This window comes from Parasphingopyxis sp. (assembly GCF_028279465.1).
Lineage (GTDB): Bacteria > Pseudomonadota > Alphaproteobacteria > Sphingomonadales > Sphingomonadaceae > Parasphingopyxis.
Map to the genome: position 1 here is coordinate 509,263 of NZ_JANQNS010000015.1, position 25,542 is coordinate 534,804.

Annotated in this window: 30 protein-coding genes, 1 tRNA gene and 1 riboswitch; of the genes, 10 read left to right on the forward strand and 21 right to left on the reverse strand. The window is 61.4% G+C overall.

Features of this window, described 5'->3' with window-relative positions; all coding sequences use genetic code 11:
• The 3 genes from Q0974_RS12040 to Q0974_RS12050 are packed head-to-tail and all read right to left on the reverse strand — an operon-like array spanning nucleotide 1 to nucleotide 1,912.
• Complete coding sequence (locus tag Q0974_RS12040; protein WP_299327893.1) at nucleotides 1–636, reverse strand: carbonic anhydrase; 636 nt, start codon at nucleotides 634–636, stop codon at nucleotides 1–3.
• Nucleotides 636–947 (reverse strand): hypothetical protein, encoded by a 312-nt coding sequence (locus Q0974_RS12045; protein ID WP_299327895.1) that lies wholly within the window; start codon nucleotides 945–947, stop codon nucleotides 636–638. Before Q0974_RS12045 ends, Q0974_RS12040 begins: the two co-directional genes overlap by 1 nt.
• Before the next feature lie 2 nt (nucleotides 948–949).
• On the reverse strand, nucleotides 950–1,912 hold the full coding sequence (locus Q0974_RS12050; protein WP_299327897.1) for a sodium-dependent bicarbonate transport family permease: 963 nt from the start codon (nucleotides 1,910–1,912) through the stop codon (nucleotides 950–952).
• Between the two features lie 76 nt (nucleotides 1,913–1,988).
• Here Q0974_RS12050 and lipA point away from each other — a divergent pair, with 76 nt between their 5' ends.
• The gene (lipA, locus tag Q0974_RS12055; RefSeq protein WP_299327899.1) at nucleotides 1,989–2,921 is read left to right on the forward strand and encodes a lipoyl synthase; all 933 of its coding nucleotides are present in this window, start codon (nucleotides 1,989–1,991) and stop codon (nucleotides 2,919–2,921) included.
• Nucleotides 2,922–2,931: 10 nt separating this feature from the next.
• Nucleotides 2,932–3,417, forward strand: a complete 486-nt coding sequence (locus tag Q0974_RS12060) for a type II toxin-antitoxin system RatA family toxin (protein WP_299327901.1) — start codon at nucleotides 2,932–2,934, stop codon at nucleotides 3,415–3,417.
• On the opposite strand, the gene Q0974_RS12065 is transcribed toward Q0974_RS12060, so the two are convergent.
• Genes Q0974_RS12065 through Q0974_RS12075 form a run of 3 tightly spaced genes read right to left on the reverse strand, consistent with a single transcriptional unit; the run spans nucleotide 3,375 to nucleotide 5,564 of the window.
• Entirely contained in the window at nucleotides 3,375–3,878 is a 504-nt protein-coding gene (locus Q0974_RS12065; RefSeq protein WP_299327903.1) for a CinA family protein, read from the reverse strand. The genes Q0974_RS12060 and Q0974_RS12065 overlap by 43 nt on opposite strands.
• Nucleotides 3,879–3,880: 2 nt before the next feature.
• Nucleotides 3,881–4,414 carry a hypothetical protein gene (locus tag Q0974_RS12070; RefSeq protein ID WP_299327905.1) on the reverse strand — a complete coding sequence of 178 codons (534 nt, stop codon included), beginning with the start codon at nucleotides 4,412–4,414 and terminating at the stop codon, nucleotides 3,881–3,883.
• Nucleotide 4,415: 1 nt separating this feature from the next.
• Nucleotides 4,416–5,564, reverse strand: coding sequence for a bifunctional 2-C-methyl-D-erythritol 4-phosphate cytidylyltransferase/2-C-methyl-D-erythritol 2,4-cyclodiphosphate synthase (locus Q0974_RS12075; protein ID WP_299327907.1), 1,149 nt, complete (start codon nucleotides 5,562–5,564; stop codon nucleotides 4,416–4,418).
• Between the two features lie 71 nt (nucleotides 5,565–5,635).
• Here Q0974_RS12075 and dusB point away from each other — a divergent pair, with 71 nt between their 5' ends.
• The 5 genes from dusB (at nucleotide 5,636) to hflX (ending at nucleotide 12,317) form a co-directional block, all read left to right on the forward strand.
• A complete protein-coding gene (gene dusB / locus Q0974_RS12080) occupies nucleotides 5,636–6,634 on the forward strand; it encodes a tRNA dihydrouridine synthase DusB (protein WP_299328517.1) in 999 nt (332 codons plus the stop codon).
• A 111-nt stretch (nucleotides 6,635–6,745) separates the two neighbouring features.
• Nucleotides 6,746–9,013 (forward strand): ATP-binding protein, encoded by a 2,268-nt coding sequence (locus Q0974_RS12085; RefSeq protein WP_299327909.1) that lies wholly within the window; start codon nucleotides 6,746–6,748, stop codon nucleotides 9,011–9,013.
• On the forward strand, nucleotides 9,013–10,398 hold the full coding sequence (locus tag Q0974_RS12090; RefSeq protein ID WP_299327911.1) for a sigma-54 dependent transcriptional regulator: 1,386 nt from the start codon (nucleotides 9,013–9,015) through the stop codon (nucleotides 10,396–10,398). Before Q0974_RS12085 ends, Q0974_RS12090 begins: the two co-directional genes overlap by 1 nt.
• Before the next feature lie 112 nt (nucleotides 10,399–10,510).
• Nucleotides 10,511–10,996, forward strand: a complete 486-nt coding sequence (hfq, locus tag Q0974_RS12095) for an RNA chaperone Hfq (RefSeq protein ID WP_299327913.1) — start codon at nucleotides 10,511–10,513, stop codon at nucleotides 10,994–10,996.
• A gap of 10 nt (nucleotides 10,997–11,006) precedes the next feature.
• Nucleotides 11,007–12,317, forward strand: a complete 1,311-nt coding sequence (hflX, locus tag Q0974_RS12100) for a GTPase HflX (RefSeq protein WP_299328520.1) — start codon at nucleotides 11,007–11,009, stop codon at nucleotides 12,315–12,317.
• Here the strand turns inward: hflX and mazG are convergent.
• From mazG to Q0974_RS12155, 11 genes are all read right to left on the reverse strand, one after another.
• Nucleotides 12,314–13,099: a nucleoside triphosphate pyrophosphohydrolase gene (mazG, locus tag Q0974_RS12105; RefSeq protein ID WP_299328523.1), complete on the reverse strand. Its 786-nt coding sequence runs from the start codon at nucleotides 13,097–13,099 to the stop codon at nucleotides 12,314–12,316. The genes hflX and mazG overlap by 4 nt on opposite strands.
• A gap of 152 nt (nucleotides 13,100–13,251) precedes the next feature.
• Entirely contained in the window at nucleotides 13,252–13,584 is a 333-nt protein-coding gene (locus Q0974_RS12110) for a hypothetical protein (protein ID WP_299327915.1), read from the reverse strand.
• 80 nt (nucleotides 13,585–13,664) lie between these two features.
• On the reverse strand, nucleotides 13,665–14,258 hold the full coding sequence (locus Q0974_RS12115) for a TIGR02281 family clan AA aspartic protease (RefSeq protein ID WP_299327917.1): 594 nt from the start codon (nucleotides 14,256–14,258) through the stop codon (nucleotides 13,665–13,667).
• On the reverse strand, nucleotides 14,255–15,022 hold the full coding sequence (locus tag Q0974_RS12120) for an MBL fold metallo-hydrolase (protein WP_299327919.1): 768 nt from the start codon (nucleotides 15,020–15,022) through the stop codon (nucleotides 14,255–14,257). The genes Q0974_RS12115 and Q0974_RS12120 overlap by 4 nt, the downstream gene beginning before the upstream one ends.
• Nucleotides 15,019–15,795, reverse strand: coding sequence for a TatD family hydrolase (locus tag Q0974_RS12125; protein WP_299327921.1), 777 nt, complete (start codon nucleotides 15,793–15,795; stop codon nucleotides 15,019–15,021). Before Q0974_RS12125 ends, Q0974_RS12120 begins: the two co-directional genes overlap by 4 nt.
• 24 nt (nucleotides 15,796–15,819) lie before the next feature.
• The gene (metG, locus tag Q0974_RS12130; RefSeq protein ID WP_299327923.1) at nucleotides 15,820–17,385 is read right to left on the reverse strand and encodes a methionine--tRNA ligase; all 1,566 of its coding nucleotides are present in this window, start codon (nucleotides 17,383–17,385) and stop codon (nucleotides 15,820–15,822) included.
• Nucleotides 17,375–18,358 carry a DNA polymerase III subunit delta' gene (locus Q0974_RS12135; protein WP_299327925.1) on the reverse strand — a complete coding sequence of 328 codons (984 nt, stop codon included), beginning with the start codon at nucleotides 18,356–18,358 and terminating at the stop codon, nucleotides 17,375–17,377. The genes metG and Q0974_RS12135 overlap by 11 nt, the downstream gene beginning before the upstream one ends.
• Nucleotides 18,355–18,978, reverse strand: coding sequence for a dTMP kinase (gene tmk / locus Q0974_RS12140; RefSeq protein ID WP_299327927.1), 624 nt, complete (start codon nucleotides 18,976–18,978; stop codon nucleotides 18,355–18,357). Before tmk ends, Q0974_RS12135 begins: the two co-directional genes overlap by 4 nt.
• A 6-nt stretch (nucleotides 18,979–18,984) precedes the next feature.
• Nucleotides 18,985–20,130, reverse strand: coding sequence for a D-alanyl-D-alanine carboxypeptidase family protein (locus tag Q0974_RS12145; protein ID WP_299328526.1), 1,146 nt, complete (start codon nucleotides 20,128–20,130; stop codon nucleotides 18,985–18,987).
• 45 nt (nucleotides 20,131–20,175) lie between these two features.
• The gene (locus tag Q0974_RS12150; RefSeq protein ID WP_299327929.1) at nucleotides 20,176–21,168 is read right to left on the reverse strand and encodes a septal ring lytic transglycosylase RlpA family protein; all 993 of its coding nucleotides are present in this window, start codon (nucleotides 21,166–21,168) and stop codon (nucleotides 20,176–20,178) included.
• Entirely contained in the window at nucleotides 21,152–22,081 is a 930-nt protein-coding gene (locus Q0974_RS12155) for a lytic transglycosylase domain-containing protein (protein ID WP_299328529.1), read from the reverse strand. The genes Q0974_RS12150 and Q0974_RS12155 overlap by 17 nt, the downstream gene beginning before the upstream one ends.
• Before the next feature lie 211 nt (nucleotides 22,082–22,292).
• Between Q0974_RS12155 and Q0974_RS12160 the strand changes: the two genes are divergently transcribed.
• Both Q0974_RS12160 and Q0974_RS12165 read left to right on the forward strand, forming a co-directional pair.
• Nucleotides 22,293–22,382 (forward strand) — tRNA-Ser (locus Q0974_RS12160).
• A gap of 255 nt (nucleotides 22,383–22,637) precedes the next feature.
• On the forward strand, nucleotides 22,638–23,291 hold the full coding sequence (locus tag Q0974_RS12165) for a glutathione S-transferase family protein (RefSeq protein ID WP_299327931.1): 654 nt from the start codon (nucleotides 22,638–22,640) through the stop codon (nucleotides 23,289–23,291).
• Here the strand turns inward: Q0974_RS12165 and Q0974_RS12170 are convergent.
• On the reverse strand, nucleotides 23,288–23,533 hold the full coding sequence (locus Q0974_RS12170) for a hypothetical protein (protein WP_299327933.1): 246 nt from the start codon (nucleotides 23,531–23,533) through the stop codon (nucleotides 23,288–23,290). The genes Q0974_RS12165 and Q0974_RS12170 overlap by 4 nt on opposite strands.
• An 81-nt stretch (nucleotides 23,534–23,614) precedes the next feature.
• Nucleotides 23,615–23,845: a 50S ribosomal protein L31 gene (gene rpmE / locus Q0974_RS12175; protein WP_299327935.1), complete on the reverse strand. Its 231-nt coding sequence runs from the start codon at nucleotides 23,843–23,845 to the stop codon at nucleotides 23,615–23,617.
• A gap of 109 nt (nucleotides 23,846–23,954) precedes the next feature.
• A riboswitch (cobalamin riboswitch) is annotated at nucleotides 23,955–24,104 on the forward strand.
• A gap of 22 nt (nucleotides 24,105–24,126) precedes the next feature.
• On the opposite strand from rpmE, the gene Q0974_RS12180 reads away from it, so the two are divergent.
• Nucleotides 24,127–24,432, forward strand: coding sequence for an ABC transporter ATP-binding protein (locus tag Q0974_RS12180; protein WP_299327937.1), 306 nt, complete (start codon nucleotides 24,127–24,129; stop codon nucleotides 24,430–24,432).
• 3 nt (nucleotides 24,433–24,435) lie between these two features.
• Here the strand turns inward: Q0974_RS12180 and fabZ are convergent, their stop codons facing one another.
• Together fabZ and Q0974_RS12190 are read right to left on the reverse strand one after the other, a co-directional pair.
• Nucleotides 24,436–24,918 (reverse strand): 3-hydroxyacyl-ACP dehydratase FabZ, encoded by a 483-nt coding sequence (gene fabZ, locus Q0974_RS12185; RefSeq protein WP_299327939.1) that lies wholly within the window; start codon nucleotides 24,916–24,918, stop codon nucleotides 24,436–24,438.
• Nucleotides 24,915–25,523: an OmpH family outer membrane protein gene (locus Q0974_RS12190; RefSeq protein WP_299327941.1), complete on the reverse strand. Its 609-nt coding sequence runs from the start codon at nucleotides 25,521–25,523 to the stop codon at nucleotides 24,915–24,917. Before Q0974_RS12190 ends, fabZ begins: the two co-directional genes overlap by 4 nt.
• Between the last annotated feature and the right edge of the window lie 19 nt (nucleotides 25,524–25,542).

Here is a 25,542-nt window from a genome sequence, read left to right on the forward strand (position 1 = left end):
TCAGGCGGGATGAAATTCCTCGGTTTCATCATCCATGACGTGCAACTCGCCCTCGGATATCGCGAACCAGCAGCCATGGAGCTTCAACGTCCCGGCCGCCTCATGTTCGGCGACATAGGGAAAGGTGCGCAGGTTGCGGATGCTGATCCGGATTGCCTCATGTTCGAGCGCGCGCTGCGCATCGAGCGACGGATCGGCCTTGCACCGCTCGATCACGCGGTCACGGCCCTCGTCGATAATTGTGATCCAGTCATCGATGAAACTCGGGCCGGGTGCGCCGCGATCCTCGTTCTTCAGCGCGGCCGTGATGCCGCCGCATTTGCCATGGCCCATCACGACGATGTGGCGCACTTCCAGATCGACGACAGCGAACTCGATGGCGGCGGAGGCGCCGTGCAGACCCTGACCCGGCTGATAGGGTGGCACGAGATTGGCGACATTGCGCAGCGCGAACATCTGGCCCGGTACCGTATCGAAGATGGTCGCCGGATCGACGCGGCTGTCACAGCAACCGATAACCATCACCGGCGGATGCTGGCCGTCATGGTCGAGATTGTCGTAACGGCGTTTCTGTGCCGCGTAATCGCCGGCGCGGAAACGGTAATATCCATCGATGAGTGCACCGAATTCGGGCATCAGAAGCGTTCCCCGCGCACGACCTGCACATCCGATACGGTCAGCAACAGGCTGTGGCTGTCGAGCTTGGGCGCAAGCGCATCGACCAGCGCATCGGCCTTCTCTTCGGATGCGATGGTGAGAAACAGCACTTTGTTTTCCGCGCCCGAAATCCGGTCGTTGCGCCAATTGCCGTGGCGGCCCGAACCCGACTGGACAGGGACCAGCGAATAGCCGGCGATACCGACATCCGCCGCCGCGCGGATCGGAACACCGGCAAGCGGCTTATCGACCAGAATTTCGATGCGTTTGCGGGTGACGGTTTCGACCATGATTATCCTATCGCCTGCGCCAGTGCGGCGAAGAGCGGAATGCCAAAAATGATGTTGAAGGGAAAGGTCACGCCGAGCGACATGGAGAGATAGAGGCCCGGATCAGCCTCGGGCAGCGCCATGCGCATGGCCGCGGGAACGGCGATATAGGAGGCGCTGGCCGCCAGAACGCCAAGCGCCGCGGCCGAGCCGACATCAAGGCCGATCATCGTTCCAAGCACTGTGCCGATCGTGCCGTTGATCAGTGGGAAGACGATGCCGAGCGTAGTCAGCCGGACTGTCATCGCCCTGGCTTCGACCAGCCGCCGCGCGGCTACCAGCCCCATATCGAGGAGGAAGAAACAGAGCACGCCCGTAAATGGCACAAGAAATAATGGCGCGATCGGCTCGAAACCACTCGGCCCGGCAATCAGCCCAATGAAAAAGCTGCCCATCAACAATACAACCGACGCGTTAAGCAGGACTTCGTGCATGAGTCCGCCGCCATTCCCGTTATCGTCGCGCTTCTGGCCACGGCGGGCCAGCATCAAACCGCTGATGATCGCGGGTGTCTCCATCAGCGCCAGCACGGCGACCATATAGCCGGCCGGTCCCATCGACTGGCCGGTGAAGATTTCCGATGCTGTCACGAAGGTGACAACGCTCACCGAGCCGTAATGCGCTGAGACAGCGCCGGCGTTGACCCGGTCGAGCTTGCCGAAACCGGTCAGCAGGGCATAGGCGAAATAGGGGATCAGGAAGGAGAGGGCGAGGCCGGCCACCGCAGCCAGCGCCAGCTCCGGCGTGAATCCCGATTCCGAAACCGCGACGCCACCTTTGAGGCCGATCGCCGCCATCAGATAGAGCGAAAGACCTTTGGCGATGGCTTCAGGGATGGCGAGGTCCGAGCGCGCAAAGGCCGCGAGCATGCCGAGAATGAAGAAGAGTATGACCGGCGAGGTCAGCGTGGAAATCACGATGTCCATGGTGTGGCGCTAGATCATCACCCGCGGCTTGCCAACTATGGTTGGATTCGCCCCTGTGCATTGCTATTTGGGCCGCATGACAGACACCGTCGCCATCGAAACCGCCGAAAAACCTCGGCCCCGCCGCCGCAAGCCGGACTGGATCCGGGTGAAGGCGCCGATGGGCGATACGTTCAACGAGACACGCAAGCTCATGCGCGAGCTCAATCTCAACACGGTTTGCGAAGAGGCGGCATGCCCGAATATCGGCGAATGCTGGTCGAAGAAGCATGCGACGGTCATGATCCTCGGTGACGTCTGCACGCGCGCCTGCGCTTTTTGCAATGTGAAGACAGGCATGCCGGGGGCCGTCGATCCGCTCGAGCCGCAACATACGGCCGATGCGGCTGCCAAGCTGGGCCTCGAACATATCGTGGTGACGTCTGTGGATCGCGACGATTTGCCGGATGGCGGGGCTAGCCAGTTCGTCAAGGTGATCGAAGCGCTGCGCAAGACGACGCCCAAAACGACGATTGAGATTCTGACGCCCGATTTCCGCAACAAGTCGGAAGCGGCGGTCGAGGCGATCGTCGAAGCGCGCCCCGACGTGTACAATCACAATCTGGAAACGGTTCCGCGGCTCTATCCGACGATCCGGCCTGGTGCGCGCTATTATGCGTCGCTGCGCCTGCTCGAACAGGTGAAGCGGCTTGATCCGTCCATCTTCACTAAATCGGGCATCATGCTCGGGCTCGGCGAAGAGCGGATGGAAGTGCATCAGGTGATGGACGATATGCGCTCTGCCGGCGTCGATTTCCTGACCATGGGCCAGTATCTGCAGCCGACACCGAAACATGCGAAGGTCGTCGATTTCGTCAGCCCACAGGCGTTCGATGCCTATGCCGGGATTGCGCGCGCAAAGGGCTTTCTACTCGTTGCCTCGAGCCCGCTGACCCGCTCCAGCTATCATGCTGGCGACGATTTCGAGAAACTGCGCGCGGCCCGCGAAGCGCGGCTGGCCAAGGCCTGAGCGCGTATCGATGCCGCGCCATAGCGAAACCCGGCATGTTTCTTACACCGCCGAGCAGATGTTCGATCTGGTGGCCGATGTCGGCCGCTATGCGGAGTTTCTGCCCTGGGTTGTCGCGACACGAATCCGATCGAATAGCGATACCGCGATGGTCGCCGACCTCGTCGTCGGCTTCAAATCGCTGCGCGAAACCTTCACGTCCAAAGTGAACAAGCAACGGCCGAACCGGATTGCCGTCGATTATCTCGATGGGCCGCTCAAATATCTGCACAATGAGTGGGGCTTCGAACCGCATCCCGATGGCGGTTGTACCATCGAGTTCTGCGTCGATTTCGCGTTTCGCAGCCGCGTATTCGAAAGTCTCGCCGGTCAGGTGTTCGACCGCGCGCTGAGAAAGATGACCGACAGTTTCGAGGCGCGTGCCGACGCGCTCTACGACGATAATCGCGCCGGTTATTCGGGGAGCAGCAGCTCCAGCGCCCATAGCGCCGCCTGAAGGCGGACGCCGGCGCGGCCATTATCTTCGAACAACTGGCTGTAGCTTTCCGTATCCGCGCTCCGCACGGCTCGCCCGAACATAACGGTACCGACAGGTTTTTCCTCAGTTCCGCCGCCCGGACCGGCGACGCCTGTGATCGAAACAGCGATGTCCGCGCCGCTCCGCTCCAATGCCCCGAGCGCCATCGCCGAAGCGACCTCTTCGGAGACCGCGCCGAGCTTTTCGATGACATCTTCGTTTACACCGAGAAGGCTGGTCTTGGCTTGGTTCGCATATGTCACGAAAGCGACTTCGAACACGTCTGACGAGCCCGCGATTTCGGTCAGCGCCGCGCCGACAAGACCGCCGGTGCAGCTCTCCGCGAGCGCGATCGTACGTCCTGCATCGCGATTGGCGTCGACAACACGGCGCGCCTGCTCGATCAGCATTTCGGGCAACAGGTTTTCGGGAACGGCCATTGTCAGCCCGTTTCGGCCTCGCAAATCGCGAAGGGTCCGGCCTCGTTCGACTCGTCGTCACGAGTGCCCAATTCGATCAGCAGAATCAGAAGCCCGGCGAAGTTACGCGAGGGCAGGGGCTCAAGAATCGTGAAAACACGATCGGCGGTCGGGCAGCTATCCGCATCCAGCATATCGTTCATCGCCACCGCGATACCCATTTCGAACAGTCCGAGGACAAGCTCGCCACCCGATTCTTCGACCGGCGGCGGGGTTTCGCCATCGTTCAGTATGCGCAATGCAATCGATGCGGCCTCGTCTCGCGCCATTTCGGCGGCCGGCGTATGACGTTGGCTGAGCAGGTTGCCACGTGCGACCAGGTCGCTATTGGCGGGGAGGAAGGGCGCGCACTGCTCCCCCACCGTGTCGATCAGGCTGGGCAGCATCGCCTGGATCACGGTTTCGGCTTCGGCATGTGTCAGGCAGGCGGGTTGCGCGGCAGCTTGCACGGATAGTCCCAGCAGAGCCGCCCCTGCGGCCACGATTTTCAGTCGCATTTCACTCTCCCATTTCGCCGAGCGTCGCGATCGCCTGGGCGGCGATGCCTTCGCCGCGACCGGTAAAGCCGAGCTTTTCGGTCGTCGTTGCCTTTACGCTGACAGATTTTTCGGGGATCGCAAGAATCTCGGCAATGCGGGAGCGCATAGCCGCCCGGTGCGGCCCGATCTTCGGCGCCTCGCAGATCAGCGTGACATCGACGTGGTGAATGGTCATAGCGCGCGCCGTGGCAAGATCGCGCGCATGTTCGAGAAAGCGATGTGACGGCGCGCCTTTCCATTGCGGATCGCTGGGCGGGAAATGATCGCCGATATCGCCATCGCCGAGCGCGCCGAGAATGGCGTCGGTCAGCGCGTGCAGCCCGACATCAGCATCCGAATGGCCCGCCAGCGCGCGATCGTGCGGGATCTCGACGCCGCACAGCCAGACATGATCGCCGTCGCCAAAGGCGTGAACATCATAACCAAGGCCGGTGCGGGTGATGGGGGGGGAGGGCATGGCGAAATCCTCGGCAAAGGTGATTTTCTTCAGCGCCGGATCGCCTTCGGCTACAGCGACTCTGTGCCCGGCGGCTCGTGCAATGGCAGCGTCGTCTGTCGCGGGTTCGGGCGCGGTCCAGTCGCGATGTGCGGCCAGAATGACATCGAAGCGGAACGCCTGCGGCGTCTGGATGGTGACGAATTCGGACCGGTCGACCGTGCTACCGTCGGTCCGCGCGAGGCTGTCGACGACGGGAAGTGCGGGGATCGCACCGGGGTCGGTTCCGAGAGCCGCGATCAACCGGTCGATAACGGTTATCGGCGTGAAAGGGCGGGCGGCATCGTGGATCAACACGATATCCGCGCCGCCATCCGCAGCGATAGCCTCCAGCCCGTTGCGCACGGATTCCTGTCTCGTTTCCCCGCCGATGACATGTGCAGCGACGGAACGTTCGGCAATTGCGTCGCGATACGCGTCTTCTTGGTCTGGACCGATAACTACTCGGATCGCATCGATCATCGGGTACGCGGCGAGTGCGTCGATGGCGTGGGCGAGTACCGGCTTGCCGCGAAACATGCGATACTGTTTCGGCATATCGCCACCAGCGCGCTCGCCTTTGCCGGCGGCGACGATCAATGCGGCGATATGCGGACGGTCCGTCATCCGCATCGCCTTAGCGGAGGCTCCGCTTGCCCGCCAACGCCTTATTCCCTAAATGCGCGCCAGAAAAGATACGCATGATGACGACGCTTGCTCCCATATCCATAGGTCCGCTGACGATCGAAACGCCGGTGATCCTGGCGCCCATGACGGGAGTCACCGACCGGCCGTTCCGCCGTCTTGTGCGCCGCTACGGTTCGGGGTTGAACGTGACGGAGATGATCGCCAGCCATGCGATGATCCGCGAGACGCGCCAGTCGCTGCAAAAGGCGGCCTGGGATCCGATCGAGGAGCCGGTGTCGATGCAGCTCGCCGGTTGCGAGCCCGCAGTGATGGCCGAAGCCGCGCGCCTGAACGAGGATCGCGGCGCGTCGATCATCGATATCAATATGGGCTGCCCGGTCAAAAAGGTCGTCAACGGCGATGCCGGCTCGGCGCTGATGCGCGACCTGCCGCTGGCCGCGTCTCTGATTGAGGCGACGGTCAAGGCCGTGAAGGTGCCGGTGACGGTGAAGATGCGTACGGGTTGGGACGACAACAGCCGCAATGCGCCCGAACTCGCGCGGATCGCCGAAGATCTCGGCGCGCAGATGATCACAGTGCACGGCCGCACACGCTGCCAGATGTATAAGGGCCATGCCGATTGGGCCTTCGTGTCCGAGGTCAAGCAGGCGGTCTCACTGCCGGTGATCGTCAATGGCGATATCTGTTCGATCGAAGATGCCGAAGAGGCGCTGCGCCAGTCCGGTGCGGATGGCGTGATGGTCGGCCGCGGGGCCTATGGGAAACCGTGGTTGCTGAGCCAGATGATGCACTGGTTCCGGACCGGCGAGCGGCGGCCCGATCCCTCGCTAGCCGAGCAGTATCGCGTGATTGTCGGCCATTATCGCGACATGCTCGATCTGTATGGCGAGAATGTCGGCGTCAAAGTCGCGCGCAAGCATATCGGTTGGTACACCAAGGGGCTGCCGGGCTCGGCCGAATTCCGCAACCGGGCCAATCAGGAAATGGACCCGGAGCAGGTCCTGCAGATGCTGGCGGACTTTTTCGGGCAAAACCTCGAACGCGAAGCTGCTTAAGAACGATCGCTGCACATTTGCGACAGACCGCCCGAACCGAGCGCTATTACATACGGATAGTTATGGAAAACTGTGTTTTCTATGCAACGGGCCTGTGTTAGCTCTGCAACGATGACCAGCGAGACGGTTTCCGGCGATCAGCTAGACGATGAAGGCGGCATGGACGGACTGCGCCAGAAGAGCTGGTTCATGCCGTCGATCGAGCTGACGACGCTCGGCATATTCCTCGCCATGGTCGCGCTCAGCTATTTCGTGCTGACCCGGCAGGGTCCCGACCAGCTTTTTCTGACGCCGTTCCTCACCGCGCTTCTGCTAGTCTCGATACTGGTCCCGGCAATGTTCCTGATGGTGCTGATCGCGCGGCGGATTGCGCAGCGCCGCGCTGCTCGATCGCCGATCGGGGGCAAGGGACGTCTGCATGTCCGGCTCGTGGCGCTGTTCTCCGGGATCGCGGCGGTGCCCACACTGCTCGTCGTCATCTTCGCGTCCATCCTGTTCCAATATGGCGTCGAGTTCTGGTTCTCCGAACGCGCGCGCGACACGCTCGAAAATGCGGGCAGCCTTGCCCAGGATTTCTATGTCGAGAGCCTCGAAGAAGTCGAAGCCGAGACCCGGACCATGGCGGCCGACCTCGCGCCGTTGGTCGAGGGACGGTCGTTCGAAACGCCGGAGTTCGTCGAGAATTTTGCCTTTCAGGTCTACGCACGCGAACTTTCTGACGCGGCCATTTTCACGGTAGGGGAGGGCGGCGAGGTTCGCACTGTCGCGCTCGTCAATCCGGACAATGATTCTCTGGAAACGCGGCTCACGGCCTCCTTGCTCGCCACGCTCGACGCCGAAAGCCAGTCGGCGGTCAACGATGCGGGCGACCGTTTCGAGGCGCTGGCGCGGTTCGGCGAAGAATCGCCCTATCTGATTTATGCGTCGCGCGCGTCCGACCCGCAGATGCAGCTGCAAACCGAGCGCGCAACGGCGATCCTCAACGATTATGACGAGCTAATCGATCGCGGGCAGGTCATGCAGTTGCGGTTTAACGCGGCGTTGCTGCTGATCTCGTTGCTGATTGTCGGGGCGGCGATCTGGATTGCGCTGAACGTCGCCGACCGGCTTGTCCGGCCCGTCGGTCTACTTGTCGAAGCCGCGCGCAAGGTCGCGGATGGCGATCTCTCGACACGTGTGCCCGTTCCTGAAGCGCGCGATGAAATCGGCACTTTGGCGAGCGCCTTTAACGGGATGACTGGCCGCCTCGAAGAGCAGACGGGTGCGCTCGTGCTGGCCAACGACCAGCTCGACAGCCGCCGGGCCTTTACCGAAGCTGTGCTTTCCAGCGTGACGGCCGGTGTCGTTTCTGTGGACGGCGAACGCCGGATACGCCTGATCAACCGGTCAGCCGCCGAGCTTATGGAAGTCGATCAGCAGGCCGTCATGGGCGAGTGCCTCAAGAATATCGGCCCGGAGCTCGACCGGCTGCTCGAAAGCGGCGAGGATACCAAGGTGATCCAGATGACGAGCAGCGGAGAACCGCGGACGCTCGCCGTGACTTTGGTCGAGGATCAGGGCGGCCATGTGCTGACCTTCGACGATATCACCCAGCAATTGCTCGATCAGCGGCGCGCGGCCTGGTCCGACGTTGCCCGGCGGATCGCACACGAGATCAAGAACCCGCTCACCCCGATTCAGCTCGCCGCCGAGCGGTTGCAGCGGCGCTTCGGGGAAACCGCCGATCCGGAAAGCGGCGTGTTCTCCAAGCTGACCGGAACCATCGTGCGCCAGGTCGGCGATCTGCGCCGCATGGTGGACGAGTTCTCGTCCTTCGCGCGCATGCCGAAACCGGTTTTCCGGGAAGAGTCGATCGTCGATATCGCGCGGCAGGCGATATTCCTGCACGAGGTTGCGCATCCGGAAATTGCGTTCAGCCAGGACGTTCCCGATGGTTTGCCGCCCGTCATCTGTGATCGGCGCCAGTTGGGGCAGGCGCTGACCAATGTCGTCAAGAATGCGGTCGAGGCGGTCGAGCAGAAACATGGGGTAGGGGAGGCCGGTGGCGAAATATCGCTGTCGATCTCGCAAGACGGTCCGCGGATTACGATCGATGTCGAAGATAACGGTGTCGGCTTGCCCGCCGAGCGCGAACGGCTGACCGAACCCTATATGACGACGCGCGAAAGCGGGACCGGTCTTGGCCTCGCCATCGTGAAGAAGATCGTCGAGGAGCATTTCGGGACGATCGGCTTTTCCGATCGGAGTGAGGGGGGGAGCCAGGTGCGGATCACACTCGATCTGGAGGCGCTCGAACCTCTGAAAGACAGGGAGGCAAGCGAGGGCGGCGAAGAGGACCGCCTCGAACAGTTAACGCGTAACGATGAGGAGACATCCTGATGTCACTCGATATTCTTGTCGTCGATGACGAAGCCGATATTTGCGAGCTCGTTGCCGGCGTTCTCGAAGATGAAGGCTATGAGGCGCGCACGGCGCGCAGCAGCGACGAGGCCATAGCGGCACTGGAAGAGCGGCGCCCGTCGCTCGTTCTGCTCGATGTCTGGTTGCAGGGTTCTAAGCTCGACGGCCTCGATCTGCTCGACGAAATCAAGCAGCGCGATCCAAGTCTGCCCGTCCTGATGATCTCCGGCCATGGCAATCTCGACACGGCCGTCGCCGCAATTCGCCGCGGCGCCGTGGATTTCATCGAAAAGCCGTTCGAGGCGGCGCGCCTTCTCCATCTGGTTGCGCGCGCGACCGAGACCGATCGGCTGCGGCGCGAAAATGAGCAGCTCAAGGCGCGGATCGGCGAGGAAGACGAACTCACCGGCAATTCGAGCGCGATCAACGGCGTTCGCGCGACCCTCAAACGCGTGGCGGGCACGGGAAGCCGCGTGATGATCACCGGCCCGGCCGGGGTCGGCAAGGAGGTTGCCGCGCGATTGTTGCACAACTGGAGCGGCAGGGCCGATGCGCCTTTCGTCGTTGTCAGTGCCGCGCGGATGACGCCGGACCGGGTCGAGGAAGAGCTTTTCGGGTCTGAAGACGATGACGGTCCCCGGCCAGGCCTGCTCGAACAGGCGCATGGCGGCACACTGTTTCTCGACGAGATCGGCGATATGCCTCTGGCCGCGCAGGGTCGCATATTGCGGGTTCTCACCGATCAGCGCTTTAATCGGGTTGGCGGGCAGCGCCTCGTCAATGTCGATGTACGCGTGATCTCAGCGACGGCGCGCGATCTCGAAACGGAAATCGCCCAGGGCCGATTCCGTGAAGACCTGTTCTACCGGTTGAACGTCGTTCCCGTGCATCTTCCGCCTTTGGCGGAACGGCGCGAGGATATCCCACCGCTCGTCGAACATTTCGCGGCCCGCTATGCGGCGGACCGGCGCGTGCCCAATCCGGAAATCTCCGACGAAGCGATTGCGGCGATGCAGGCCTATGAGTGGCCGGGCAATGTCCGCCAGCTGCGCAATATCGTCGAGCGGACGATCATCCTCGCGCCCGGCGACCGGATATCGCGGATCGACGCCGATATGCTGCCGGCCGAAATCCTCGAGGATCAGCTCCAGATCGCGCCGGACAAGGGCGCGAAGGCGATTATGGGCACCCCGCTACGCGAGGCGCGCGAGACATTCGAACGCGAATATCTCCGCGTCCAGATTCGCCGCTTTTCCGGGAACATTTCGCGTACCGCGACCTTTATCGGCATGGAGCGGTCCGCGCTGCACCGGAAACTCAAAACGCTGGGCCTGAACGAGTCGAAGAAAAAGACCTCCGATTGAAGTCGGCCACCGCCGACCCTACATTCCGGAAGAGGCGGGTCGCTGCCTCATCGAACAGACGTCGATCAACGATGCCCAGCGGGCCACGACCCGCCAAGAGCCGGAGGCCATAATGGCTGAAAAGGTCAACATACTTCAGGATCTGTTTCTCAACACGCTCCGCAAGTCGAAAACGCCTGTCACGATGTTTCTCGTGAAAGGCGTGAAGCTTCAGGGCGTTATCACCTGGTTTGACAATTTCTCGGTGCTGCTGCGCCGGGATGGCCAGTCGCAGCTTGTTTATAAGCACGCTATCTCGACGATCATGCCCGGCGGGCCGATGGACATGGAAGAGATCGAGCGGACTTTCGAGAAGGAAAAGCCCGGCAAGCTCCTGCAGGAGATTTTCCTCAACGCCGTGAAGCGCGAGCGGGACCCGGTCACGATGTTTCTCGTCAACGGAGTGATGCTGCAGGGCGAAGTGGCCGCGTTCGATCTATTCTGTCTGCTACTCAATCGCGATGGCCAGTCGCAGCTCGTCTACAAACATGCCATCTCCACGATCCAGCCGGCCAATGCCATCGATCTTGGCAGCGCTGACCCGGACGCCCAATCCTGAGCATTTTGCATTGAGCGTTTTCGATCGCGACGAACTGGACGGCCTGAGACGCGGTGACCGCGCGCTCGTCATATTCCCCGATTTCGGCCGCGACGAGAGCCGGGATAGCGATGCGCGGCTCGAAGAAGCCGCCGGACTTGCCGAAGCGATCGGGATATCGGTCGTCGAAAAGCGTGCACTGAATCTGCGTCAGGCGCGGCCGGCGACGCTGTTCGGCAAGGGGCAGGTGGAGCAATTGGCTGTGGCAACGCGGGTCGCCGAAGCAAACCTTGCCATAATCGATGCTGCGCTGAGCCCTGTTCAGCAAAAGAACCTTGAAGATGAACTCAGGGTCAAAGTGATCGACCGTACTGGGCTTATTCTCGAGATATTCGGCGAGCGTGCGGCCACCGCGGAAGGACGGTTGCAGGTCGAGCTTGCGCATCTCGATTATCAGGCCGGGCGCCTTGTGCGCAGCTGGACTCACCTAGAGCGACAGCGCGGTGGTTTCGGTTTTCTCGGTGGTCCGGGTGAAACACAGATCGAGGCCGACCGCCGCATGATCCGGGACCGGATAGCGAAGCTGCGCCGCGAGCTCGAACAGGTACGCCGGACGCGCAGCCTGCATCGGGCGCGCCGGCAAAAGGCGCCTTGGCCGGTGATCGCCCTCGTTGGCTATACAAATGCCGGAAAATCGACTCTTTTCAACAGGATGACCGGCGGTGACGTCATGGCAGCGGACTTGCTGTTCGCGACGCTCGACCCGACCATGCGCGAGATCGAGCTGCCCGGGCTCGACAAGGCGATCCTGTCCGACACGGTCGGGTTCGTCTCTGATCTGCCGACCCAGCTCGTCGCCGCGTTTCGCGCCACGCTCGAAGAGGTCAATGCGGCGGACCTGATTGTCCATGTCCGCGATATCTCGCATCCGGACAGCGATGCGCAGAATGCGGGCGTACGGCAGGTGCTGCGCGAGATCGGCGCGAGCGAGGGGGAGGGGAGCGCCCCGCTGATCGAGGCCTGGAACAAGATCGACGCGCTGGACGATGCAGCGCGCGAGCAATTGTGTAATGCGGCCGCCCGCCGCGACGATGTCGTGGCCGTATCGGCGTTGACGGGGCAGAGAGTCGAAGATTTGCGTCAACTAATCGTCGAACGGCTCGATCGCGGCAGTGCGATCCATGATGTGCGGCTATCGGTGTCCGATGGCGAGAATCTGGCCTGGTTGCATCGGAACGGAAGCGTTCTGGATCAACAGGTTAACGGTGATAGCATGCAGATTTCGGTGAAACTCTCGGCGATTGATTGGGAGCGGTTTCAGGATCGCGTGAACGCTGACTAAGCCTCACCGCGTTTGGCCGCGTCCCACAATTCCTCCATATCCTCCAGCGGCAATTTCGGAAAATCTTCGCCGGCGCTCGCTTCCATGGCACGAAACCGGCGCTCGAACTTGGTATTGGCGTTGCGCAAAGCGGTTTCGGGATCGATGTGCATCTTGCGCGCCCAATTGACCACCGCGAACAGCAAATCTCCAATTTCTTCAGTACGTTCCATGTCATTCTTCGCATGTTCGACTTCGTCGATTTCTTCCGCAATCTTGGCTTTCGGGCCTTCGGTATCGGGCCAGTCGAAACCCGTTCGCGCAGCGCGTTTCTGCAGCTTTTCCGCGCGCAGCAGAGCGGGGAGGGCGGTCGCCACGCCGTCGAGCGCGCTCTGGTCGCCCTTCTCCGCCCGTTCCGCCTCTTTGATCGCTTCCCAACCCGGCCCGCTATCGCCGTTTTGGGCTGTATCGCCGAAAACATGCGGGTGTCGGCGCACCATCTTGTCCGAAATGCCGTCCAGAACGTCCATGAGATCGAAATGGCCCATCTCTTCGGCCATGCGCGCATGAAAGACGACCTGCAGCTGCAAGTCGCCGAGTTCGTCTTTGAGCGCCGTCATATCGTCATGTGCGATCGCGTCCGCGACTTCATAGGCTTCCTCGATCGTGTACGGCGCGATCGACGCGAAATCCTGCTCAACGTCCCACGGGCAACCGGTTTCCGGATCGCGCAGCCGCGCCATGATTGTGGCAAGCCGCTCGATACGCTGTCCGAGATCGTCATTTTCCCGAGAAGGGCGCATTACGTCCATCGATGAGTAATCCCGATAATATACATTATGTTAAATTATATGTGGTTCCCGGTTACTGCCCTCTTGCCCGATGCCGCTATTCTATAAAGAAAGAGCACCCCGGCCAATGACCGGAGCGCTCGTTCTTGTGGTCAACGACCCGACTAGTAGTTGCCGTCGCCATTAACATCGCCGACAGCAACACGCACGCCGCCGCGCTGCTGTGCGCTTGAAGTCCGGCGGTCAAACCTGTTTCGAGCGCGATTGCTGGTCTGTCCGTCGAACACGCGGACATGCGGTCCGCCACCTGCTCCGCGCGCCTGCGGTCGCCGTGCGGCTTCCCGGGCGGACTGCACGGCGGGTAGCAAGAGCCCGACCTGCTGACTGTTTTGCAGTCCACGCAATTCGGTTGCCGAATGGTTGTGTTGCGCCGATGCCGGGCCGGCGCTGAGGCTGAAAGCGGCGATGGCCGCGATACATGCAATTGACGTCTTCATAACAAACTTCCCGATCACTGTGCGACGGAACGTGTTTCTCAAGAACAGAGCGCGCGTGCCGTGACGCGGATCACCGTTTCTCACGGTTCCAGGATCAGCCAATCGCCTTCGACGCCCCAGCTCGACAGTGAAGACAGGAAATTCATGCCGAGTACGTTGGTCCCGCCAAATTCCTCGGCAACGACGACTGGCATATTATCGCGCCGGATCGTGCCCACGATGAGCGTCCGGGCCTCGGCGCGATCGGCCGAGATCGGTCCGTTGGCGGTGTTCAATATCATCGGATAGCCACCGCCGGGTTCTACGCCGGACCGCTGGGCGGCGCCCACCGATAGCGCGGTGACCGTCGCACCGCTGTCGACCAGGAAGCGTTCCTCATTGCTGTTGATCCGGACATTGACCCAGAAATGCCCGTCTTCGGATTTTCGGATGCGCAGCGTTTCGCCGTCGGCAACGGTGTCCGGCGGGCTGATTTCATACCAGACACGTTGCCCGAACGCTTTGATATCGTTGCGAAATGCGTAGATCGTCAGCCCGACAGCGAAGATCGCGACCCAGGCGAGGGCCATTTTCGCGGCCTGACCGAGCGGGATACGGCGTGCGAAGAGGGCGCTGCCAACGACGACCAGCATCACGACGGCCCAGACTAGGCTAATCCCCTGCCCGTCGGTCATGTCAGCTCCACCTCCAAACCGTCATAGCCGGGCTCCACATTGTCCGGCAGTTCGTCGAGCAGCGTTCGATAGTCCATCGAATGGTCCATATGCGTCAGTATCGCCCGTCCCGGCTTTGCCTTTTCGATCCAGTCGAGCGTCTGTGCAAGATGCGGATGGGTCGGATGTTCGCGGCGGCGCAGCGCATCGACGACCCAGACATCCACGCCTTCAACGCATTCGAACGCCTTGGCGGGCAAGCCGGTGAAATCGGTCGTGTAGGCCATACTCTTGCCGCCATGGTCGAACCGCAGTGCCGCCGAGGTAATCGTGCCGTGCGGCATGTCGGCGGCCGTCACGGTGACACCGCCCAGCATGACGCGATCCGTGAGCGTCATGCCGTGCGCATAGGATGGGTAGGGCGCGTTGCCGCGGAACGCGAAATCAAAGCGTTGCTGGATTTCACGCAAGGTTCGGGGCCGGGCGAGACACGGCACCGGGCCGCCAAGCGCGAAATAGAGCTGCCGAAGCTCATCGATACCATGGCAATGATCGGCATGTTCATGCGTCCAGATTACGTGATCGATGCGTTTTACATTCGCATCGAGCAGCTGCTGGCGCAGATCGGGCCCGGTATCGATCAAGATGGTCTGGTTGCCGGCGGAAATCAGGATCGAGGATCGCGTTCGGCGGTTTCTGGGTTCGTTCGGATCGCACGCGCCCCAGTCATTACCGATACGGGGAACACCGGCCGATGTGCCGCAGCCGAGGACCCGCAGCTTCACGCCGCCGTCTTGTCGAACAACGTGTGGAAGTTATGTGTCGTATAGGCGGCGAGCTCTTCGACGCTCTCGCCGCGCAGGTCTGCTAGAAACGCTGCTGTGTCCGCTACAAAGGCCGGTTCGCAGGTCTTTCCCCGATTGGGCACGGGCGCGAGAAAGGGCGAATCCGTTTCAATGAGCAGTCGTTCGGCGGGCAGTTTCGCGGCCGTCGCCTGCAAGTCCTTTGCGTTCTTGAACGTCACTATGCCGGAAATCGAGATGTAGAAGCCGAGGTCCAGCGCGATATCAGCGAATTCCTGGCTCGCGGTGAAGCAATGAATGACACCGCGATAAGCGCCCTTTCCCATTTCGTCGGCCAGGATTTCGGCCGTATCCGCGTCGGCATCGCGGGTATGGACGATAAGCGGCAGGTCCGTCTCACGGCACGCGGCAATATGGCTGCGAAAGCTGGATTTCTGCTGCTCGCGATCCGAATGCTCGTAATAATAATCGAGCCCCGTCTCGCCGATCGCGACGACGCGCGGATGATCGGCTTTGGCGACCAGCTTGGCCGTATCGATATCGGGATGCGCATCGGCTTCGTGCGGGTGGATGCCGACCGACGCCCAGATATCGTCGCCCTTCTCGGCCGTTGCGATGATCGCGTCCCATTCGCCTTCGCGCGTGGAGATGTTGAGCATCGTCGAGACACCGCGCGCGCGCGCAGCCTCGATCACCTCATCCTGGCGCTCGACCAGTCCGTCATAATTCAGATGGCAATGGCTATCGACAAACATGTCAAAGAGATAGGGATTACGCCGCTAGCTGTCACCCTGCTCTTCCGGCATTTCGAGCCGGGGAAACACACCCTGCGGCGCAGGTAAGGTCAGCCCCGGTTCGAGCGGTTTTGCGAGCGCGGCGAAATCACGGGCTTCGGCGGTCTGTGCGAGCTGGTCGAGCAGCGAATCGGCCGAGGCCGGGATTGCCCAGCGCGCGAGGATGGCGAGCTGTCTTACCGCTTCGGCGCAGCGATAGAGGATAGCCCCTGCCCGCTCCGGATCGGTCTTGCGGACGGCCCAGGGTTGCTGCTCGGATATGTAAAGATTGGCTTCAGCCGCGCCCTTCCAGATCGCCTCGAGCGCCTGATGGATGGCGAACTCATCCATCGCTCCTGCAGCTTGTGTGGGTATCGCCTCGAAAAGCGCCATGAGCGCTGTATCGGCTTCGGTAGGTTCACCGGGATCCGGCACCGTGCCGTCGAAATTCTTGGCGATCATCGAGAGTGTGCGCTGGGCAAGATTGCCAAGATCGTTGGCGAGATCGGCGTTGCAGCGTGTGACGATCGCTTCGGGCGAATAGCTGCCATCGCTGCCGAAGCTGACCTCGCGGAGTAGGAAATAGCGGACGGAATCCACGCCGAAATTGTCGGCGAGCGCCATCGGATCGGTGACATTGCCGAGCGATTTCGATTCCTTCTGCCCGCGATTGAGCAGGAAGCCATGGCCGAACACGCGCGACGGGAGCGGCAGATCAGCGCTTATCAGAAAGGCCGGCCAATAGACGGTGTGGAAACGCACGATATCCTTGCCGATGATATGAACGCTTTCCGCCCCCTCCCCCCAATAGCGGGCGTAAAGCCCCTCCTCGTCCGGAAAATCGAGGCCTGTCAGATAGTTGGTCAGCGCATCGAGCCAGACATACATGACATGGTCATCATCGCCGGGCACTTTGACGCCCCAGTCGAAACTGGTGCGCGAGATGCTGAGATCACGCAGTCCGCCCTCGACGAAACGCGCAATCTCGTTGCGGCGGCTGTCGGGCTTCAGAAATTCCGGATGATTTTCGTATAATTCGAGCAGCTTGTCCTGATATTCGGAGAGCTTGAAAAACCAGCTTTCCTCCACCGTCCACTCGACCGGCGTGCCCTGCGGCGAGAGTTTTTCGTCCCCCTCCCCGTCGATCAGTTCCTTTTCGTCATAATAGGCCTCGTCGCGGACCGAGTACCAACCCTCATAGCGATCGAGATAAAGATCGCCCTTCTCTTCCATCCGTTTCCAGATCGCCTGCGCGGCGCGATGATTGGCCTCTTCCGTCGTTCGGATAAAGCGATCATAATCGATATTAAGAGCATCGCACATATCAATGAAATATTGCGTCATTTCATCAGCAAACTCGCGGATATCCATGCCACGTTCGCGCGCGGTCTTGACCATTTTTAGGCCATGTTCGTCCACGCCGGTCTGAAACCGCACATCTCGGCCCGAAAGCCGCTGAAACCGGGCAATCGCGTCGGTTGCGATCGCCTCATAGGCATGGCCGATATGCGGCTTCCCATTCGGGTAGCTAATCGCAGTCGTAACGTAGAATGGCTTGGAATCAGGCGTCATGCCGGGGTTCATGCAGCGAAGCGAGCAGTCCGGCAAGCGTGAAAACTGTGGCTTGCGGATCGAGCGATAGGCGTTGCGCCCCGCCGGCCAGCGAGCGGGCTTCCTCCCAGGCGCAGAGCGCGTTTTCGAGCGCTTTGCCTTCCAATGTCCGCGCATGCGCCGCTATTGCCGTCGGCGCGCGGTCGAGAAAGGCTTCGTAGCGCGGCTGCGCCTTTTTGAGCGCGAGGCTTTGCGCCAAGGCCGCACGGGCGCCGTTCCCGGTATCGCCCTGTTCGATCAATGTGGCGATGGCAGTATCGAGGTCCGCGATATCGAGGCCGGCATATTGCAGTGCCTGCCCCGGGGCGCCGTTGCCAATCCGGACCAGCGCAGCGCGTTCATCGGCATCGAGATTGGGCTCTGCCTGAGCGATGGCCGACGCCATGACGTCATCGGAAAGCCTTGAAAATTTGAGCATTCTGCAGCGCGAGCGGATCGTCGGCAATATTCGGCCGGGGCTGTGGCAGACGATTAGGAAGACGCAATTGGGTGGCGGCTCCTCGAGATTTTTGAGCAGCGCATTGGCCGCCGGGCGTTCCAGATCGTCGATTGCGTCGATCACTACCGCGCGCCAGTCCGACATCGACGGTGTAGTCGCGAATAGCGACTGGATACCGCGCACCTGATCGACGGTGATATTGCGGGCCAGCTCGTCCGGCTTGCGGTCCCGTGGCAGCCGTACGAGTTTGCGGAGGTCGGGATGGCTGCCCGCACGGATCAGCTGCGCCGTGGGATGGGTATCGGAGACCGAAAGCCCCTCCCCCAGCCCATCGGGCGCTGCAGCCTGTGCCAGCACGCGCTGCGCCGCCAGATCGGCGAACATCGCTTTCCCGACGCCTTTAGGGCCCGCCAGCAGCCAAGCATGATGCAGTTTTCCGCCGTCGAGCGCGCTGCGAAACGCTTCGATAGCGGAATCATGGCCAAAGAGCTTCATATCAGCCGCTCGCGAACCGCAGCGCGCACGGCTTCCGCCACCTGGTCGACGGTCTGCCCACCGTCGATGATGGCGAACCTGTCTGGCTCATTGCTCGCAAAGACGTCGAACGCTTCGGCGACTGAGGCATGAAATGCGAAATCGCGACTGGTAAATCGATCGCTCTCCGCACCGTCGCGCGCGATGGCCCGTTGCGTGCCAGCATCGCCATTCATGCGCAGCAAGACGGTGAGGTCGGGCCAAGTGTCTCCGATAGCTGTCTCGTTGATCGCCCGCACGATATCGACGCCAAGTTCGCCGGCTGCACCCTGATAGGCGAGCGTCGAATCGATGAACCGGTCGCAAATCACCCATTTGCCGTCCGCCAGCGCGGGGCGGATCAAGGTTTCGACATGATCGGCGCGCGCTGCGGCGAACAGATGCGCCTCGGCCATGGGCGTCAGCGGCGTATCGTTTTCGAGGAGCAGCGCGCGAACGGCGTCGGCACCCGGCGTACCGCCGGGTTCGCGGGTTTCCACCGTTTCGATTCCTTGTTCGTGAAGCCATGACGCCAACAGTTTGGCTTGCGTCGATTTTCCGGCGCCTTCGCCGCCTTCGAGCGTTATGAACTTGCCCGGCACGCGCCCTTATCCAAGGCCGAGCAGCGACATCAGTCCCGCCCAGGCTCGGCCGAAAAAGCCGCGTTCGCCGACCGCTTCTTCGGCGACCAGCGGCAAGCGCTGTGCCGGCATGCCCGGTGTCTCGACGACCAGATCGGCAATATGCTGGCCTTCGGCAATCGGCGCGCGGATCGGTCCCTCATAGACGATTTTCGCCTCGCGTTCGGAAACGAGGCCGGCAGGCACGGTGATCGCGAGGTCACGGGGCGCGACAAGCCCGACTTCGCCGGCGCTGCCGCCTTGCACCTGGGCCGAACCGATACGTCCGCCGCTCGCAACCAGCCGCCGCGATTGCCAGGCGTTGAAACCCCATTCCATGAAGCGCGTCGATTCACCGATCCGCTGATTGTAGGAATCGAGACCAGCAACGACCATCACGAGACGGCGTCCGTCCTGCACCGCCGATCCGGTGAAACCAAACCCGGCCTCTTCGGTGTGACCGGTTTTGAGGCCATCGGCGCCATTGACATTGCCCATTAGAGGATTGCGGTTGGGCTGGGTGATGGGCTGACCGCCCATAGTCTCGCCCCATGTGAACTCGCGCCGGCCATAGAATTGGCTATAATATTCGGGATAGCGGCGGATCGTCGCGACGGCGATCCGGGCAAGGTCCCGGGCCGAGACATAGCTCTCGCCTTCGTCGGGCCAGCCCGTGCTGTTGCCGAAATTGCTGCTTTCGAGGCCGAGCTCCTCCGCCTTGCGGTTCATAAGCGCTGCGAAAGCCGTTTCCGTGCCGGAGATGCACTCGGAGAGCACGACGCTCGCGTCATTGCCCGATACCGTGACAACGCCATAGAGCAGGTTTTCGATGCTGACCTGTTCGCCGGGTGACAGGAACATCGTCGATCCCGCACTGGGGCCGCTCCATTGGCGCCACGTATCGGGGCGGACCGTGCATTCCTGATCAAGCGAGATCTCCCCTTCGTCGAGCAGATCGAACACGACATGCGCGGTCATCATCTTGGCCATCGAAGCCGGAGGGATCCGCCGTTCGGCATTGCGCGCGAACAGCACTGCCCCCGAACTCATATCGACCAGATAGGCGATCGGCGCTTCGCCGTCATAGCTGGGGCGCTGTGCATGGCTCGATCCGGCCACCGCGACCATCGCCATGGCGAAGAGGATGGATAACTTACGCATATACTCGTCTCGTTCCTGTTATCGTGCACCATCCCGGAAAATGCGGGCATCCCCGAACCCGGCGGATCGCGCTTGGGACTGCGCCTGTTGGGCGGCAGCCCGTGTCGGATAGGGGCCGATCCTGACGCGACGAATATTGCCGGCTGACATGATCCGCACAGGGCCAAGGCTTCGCGCGCGATCTGCCAGCCGCTGAGCGTTCGATGCGTTCGAGAAGGCGCCGAGCTGGACATAATAGCTGCCGGTCGCGGCCGGTTGCTGCGTCGCTTGAGACGGCGGTCTCTGAGGTTCTTCCTCGACCAGCCAGTCGACGCCGGTGCTCTGCTGCCCGGAAGCGCCGCTGCCAGCCTGCGCGTTGTTGCCCGCCGAATCCGGCGGCGGTGTCGCCGGCGGGATGACGCCCCCGCCCCGCTCGAACTGCGCCCGTAACGCATCGAGCAGCTGCGGCGACGTATCGAGGCGCGGCTCAGCGGGTTGACCGGCCCGCAGGCGCGCGCGGTCGCTCTCGATAGGCTGAACCCGCCGTACGCGCACCGGCGCGGTGCCCTGTTCGACGATCCCGAGTTGCCGCGCCGCGCCGACCGACAAGTCGATAATCCGGTCTCCGGCAAAGGGACCGCGATCATTGACGCGCACCAGGATCGTACGACCGGTCTGCAGTGCCGTTACCTCGACATAGGAGGGCAAAGGCAAGGTACGATGGGCAGCGCTGATCCCGGATGGCCGGAAACGTTCGCCATTGGCCGTCGGGCGGCCGGACAGTTCTGCGCCATAATAGGAAGCGAGGCCGACTTCGTCATAATGCGATGGATCGGACGGCGTGTAGGTGCGGCCCGCGATTGTATAGGGCGCACCGATCTGGACCGGCGTGTCCGACACCGCTTCGCCATAGACCGGGCCCTGCCCGCCCGCAGACGCCGGCGGAAGCTCGCGCCCGCCGCTACCGCCGCACCCGGCAAGTACGACCAGCGAAAGCCCTGCAATCCATTTCGTCTTATCGAACAATTTCATCGGCCAACAACCCCACCGACAAGGCATAGAAATTCGAACAATTATAGTCGAGTATCACGCGATAATTGTTGGTGAGAAGATAGGCGGTGTTGCCCGGCCCATCTGGCTCGAGCAGCGTTGCCATGACGGTGTCGTCGGGCCAGATACCGCGCTGCGGGCGGATTCCGAGCTCCCGCCATTCGGCCATCGACAGCCAGCGGCTGTGTCGCTCCATGACGCGGGGGCAACGTGTTGCATTGGTGCGATTTTCTATGGCGCCGCGATTGAGCGAAGATGGCACGTTGACGGCTATTCCCCAAGGCTCGCCGCGCCGCCAGCCGGCATTGACGAGATAGTTGCCGATCGAAGCGAGCGCGTCCGCCTCGCTGCGCCAGATTTCCGCGCGTCCGTCGCCATCGCCATCGATCGCGAGACGCAGATAGACGCTGGGCAGGAATTGCGGATAACCGAACGCGCCAGCCCAGCTGCCGACCAGCCGGTCACGCGGCACGCCCCTGTCGATCATTTTCATGGCTGCTATAAACTCGCCCGCGAAAAGCTCCCGCCGTCGGCCATCATAGGCGAGCGTGGCGAGCGAGCGCGGCAGATCGAAATCGCCGGTAATTCGGCCATAGCCGGTTTCGTGACCGTATATCGCGATGGCGATCTTGCCCGGCACGCCGGTGCGCTCTTCGATATCGCGCAATTGGCCGATCACGCGGCGATAGGTCGCGACGCCGCCATTGATCCGCGTGGGATTGACGTGGCGGGCTTGATACGGCGCGAAAGGCGGAATCGGCGAATCGAAACTACCGCCGGGCTGGTTCCGATCGAGCCGAATGACGCGCGGATTATAGCTCAGAGTCGGTATTATCCGATCGAGCGTTTCCGGACGCACCCCTTCGGCAATCGCCTGGGCGCGCAGCTCCTGCATATAGGCACGGAAACCCGCATCGGTCTGCGCGGTGGCGGGGCTTGTCAGGCCGAAGCCCGCGATGACCAGGAAAAACGCTTTGATCAGTTTGAGATGACGCATCGGGATACCTTTCCCGCATTCTCCTGCCATAGCGGCGGGCGCAAAAGAAAGGCTTTTCGTCGCATGGCTTGCACAAAAGGGCGTTTGCACGATAAGCGCCACCGCAAGCGGACAGGTGGCCGAGTGGTTTAAGGCACTGGTCTTGAAAACCAGCGTGGGTTCACGCTCACCGTGGGTTCGAATCCCACCCTGTCCGCCACTCTGATAAGCCGGGTGGGTTTCTCGCCGCTTTCTGTAACGCCAGATTATCGCAGGGCTGGACGATTACCCTAAATTTCGGAAAGAGTGATTTGCGGAGGACTTCAGCCGTAGCCTTAAGAGTCCTGTTTAAGGCGACTTTGGGACTCTGCTGAAATGTCTGCTGACTGGCTGGAAGCGGCCAGGACATTACTTTTGTAAATCTGTTCGACGGTGAACTGACGACACGATTCTGGAGTTGTGATATTGTCGCAAGATGTCCGACAAACCACAGCTTCTGTACTTCGACATTCGCGGACGTGCCGAACCTATCCGCCTTCTCCTGAAAGACTTGGGGGTGCCTTTCACTGACAGGCAGATCACGCTGGAGGAATGGCCTGCACTTAGATCCTCGACGCCGTTCCGAAGGATGCCCGTGTACAGTGAAAGTGATCTCGAGATTCCGGAGACATTTGCGATTCTGAACCATTTGGGCCGGAAGTACGGCATGCTCGGCGACACTGAAGTCGCGCGTGTAAGATGCGACGTGACTATCGAGATCTGGAGGGACTATGGAAACCGGATAGCCCATACATTTGGCGCGCTGTCCAAATCGGAAGCGGACAGGAAAAGGTTCGTGGGCGAGGAACTACCCGAACTATTGAACCCTATCGAAATCTACTACGGCGCCCGCGGAACGGAAACGCCATACTGGGCCGGCGAAGTGATCACGATCGCGGATTTTGTAGCGTTCGATATGATTGATGGAGCGGCCAGCCAGTTTCCTGATGCCCTGGCGCGCTTCCCGGCTTTGAAAACATTCCGTGCGCACTTTGCGAACAGGCCAAACATAGAACGCTATCTGGTATCGTCTCGTAGGCCCGATGCACTGTTCTACGGGTCAAATGGAAAGATCTACCCAGCAGCTTAATGCTGCTCGTTTTGCCGTTCCTCGGCGCGTTCGGCGTTTGCGAGCAGGTCATTTGCGAGCTTGCGCGCGATATCTGGGGTTAGCGCACATTGCAGTACGCCGCTTTCTCCGCCTTCGATATCGGGGCCGAGCCCGTAATACATGAGCCGTAGCAGTATCTGGTCGGGCGCTATCGCCGATTCATATCCGTAAAACGGGTGCACGACGATATTGCCGTCTTCGTCCGTATCCCAGTTTTCCACGATACTCTCCTGCAGCTTGCGCGCGTTAGTGTTCGCCCCTTTACATGGGGACGTCAAACCGTTCTTCAGCGTGAAAAAGCCTTAGCTTTTCTTGAGGGTCAGTCCGCCGAAACGCTTGTTGAAGCGGTCGATCCGCCCGCCGCTATCGACGAGGTTACGGCTGCCGCCGGTCCATGCCGGGTGCGATTTCGGGTCCACATCGAGGCTGAGCGTGTCGCCTTCCGCGCCCCAGGTGGAGCGGGTCTGAAACTCGGTGCCGTCGGTCATCTTGACCGTGATCATGTGGTAATCGGGGTGAATATCGGTTTTCATTGCTATGGCTTTCCATGTGGCTGGTTACCGACCAGCCGGTTCAAGCGAAGGCGCGCATCTAGCGATTGCGGCGCTGCTTGACAAGGGCTTGCAGCCGCGCGTAGCCGCTGTTTTCAGCAAAAGGTGCCGTGCGCATAGCGCGGTGAAAAGGGAATCCGGTGCAAGTCCGGCGCTGTGCCCGCAACTGTCAGCGGCAAATCCCTCCTTCGATACTACGGGGTGCTGCCCGACACGGCCTGCGAAACACAAATTGATAGCGACGATATCCGAACTACTCTCGCGTGATGATGGCACGTGTGCTCGCGCCTGAATCGACAGTGCTATTGCTGGATGAGTCATACGTTAATCTCGATCCGCACTGGCAGTTGACGGTATTGGAGCGGCGCCGCGAAGAAGCGAATGCGGGCAGGACAGTGATTCTGTCGATCCACGATCTGGATCTCGCCCGCCATTATGGCGATAGGGTGATCGTGATCGACAAAGGGCGGGTCGTGCGAGATGACACACCGGAAAACGCTCTCTCCGCAGATATTCTCGAAGGCGTTTTCCATGTTGCGCGGCAAGAGGATCGCTGGGTCCGGGTCTAGTCCTTAGGCTTCCGGCGGATCGGCGATCATCGCCGTGAAATCGGCTTCGGCGACGAGCTTGTCATCAACATAGGCCTTGCCGGCGAATTTGCAGACCGGGAAACGCTTCTTCGAATAGCCGACCTTCAGCGTCAGCAGGCAACCCGGTTCGACCGGTGCGCGGAATTTCGCGCCGTCGATCGCCATGAAATAGACGAGCTTGCCGCTTTCGATTAGATCGAGTTCTTCAACGGCCATGATCGCAGCTGCCTGAGCCATCGCTTCAATGATCAGCACGCCGGGCATGATCGGGCGGCCCGGGAAATGCCCCTGGAAATATTCCTCGTTCATCGAAACGGCCTTGATCGCCGTTATTGATTCGCCCGGAACGATCTCCGCGACGCGGTCGACGAGCAGAAAAGGATAGCGGTGCGGAATGGCCGCCATCACCCGCTTGATATCAAGCGGGCCGATAGCGGTCCCTTCCGTCGACGGTGCCTCGCTCACCGGCCTTCAGGCTGGGCCGTGGTCGCCTGACTGGCTGCCTGTGCGGCGCGCAGCGTGTCGCCGGGGTTCCAGCCGGCCGGCGGGATTGCCTGTACGCTCGGTACGCGCGTATTGAGTTGGGTCGTCACGGCCGGAGTGATGTTGGCAGCCGTGTTCGGAGCCAGTGCCGCGACGGCGTTCGGTTCGAGAACGAGATCGACGTTCGAAGCAGTCATCGCGGCTTCGAGAGAATCATTGAAGTGTATGGCGATTTGTTCTCGGACATATTGCTGCGCCAGAGTGACGGGACGGTTCAGCGTCGCGAGTTCCTGCTCGGCGGCTTGGCGGCGCTGCGTAAAGGTCGTCACAGCCGCCGGCGGCGTCTGCGCATTGGGATTGGCCTGCTGCGCGGCTTGTGCGGCCTGCTGTAAAGGCAGCAACTCCGCCTGAAGCGCCTGAGCGCGCGTTTGTGCCTGCTGGATCTGCGCTGCATAGGTCGATTGAATCTGGGCTACCGCTGCCTGATAGGCTGTGGTCTGCTGTATAGCAGCATCGACGCCGACCACTCCTACGCCGCGAGCCTGCGCATGGGCCGGGGTCGCGGCGACCAGCGGAAGCGTGAGCAATAATCCTGCAAAAAAGTTC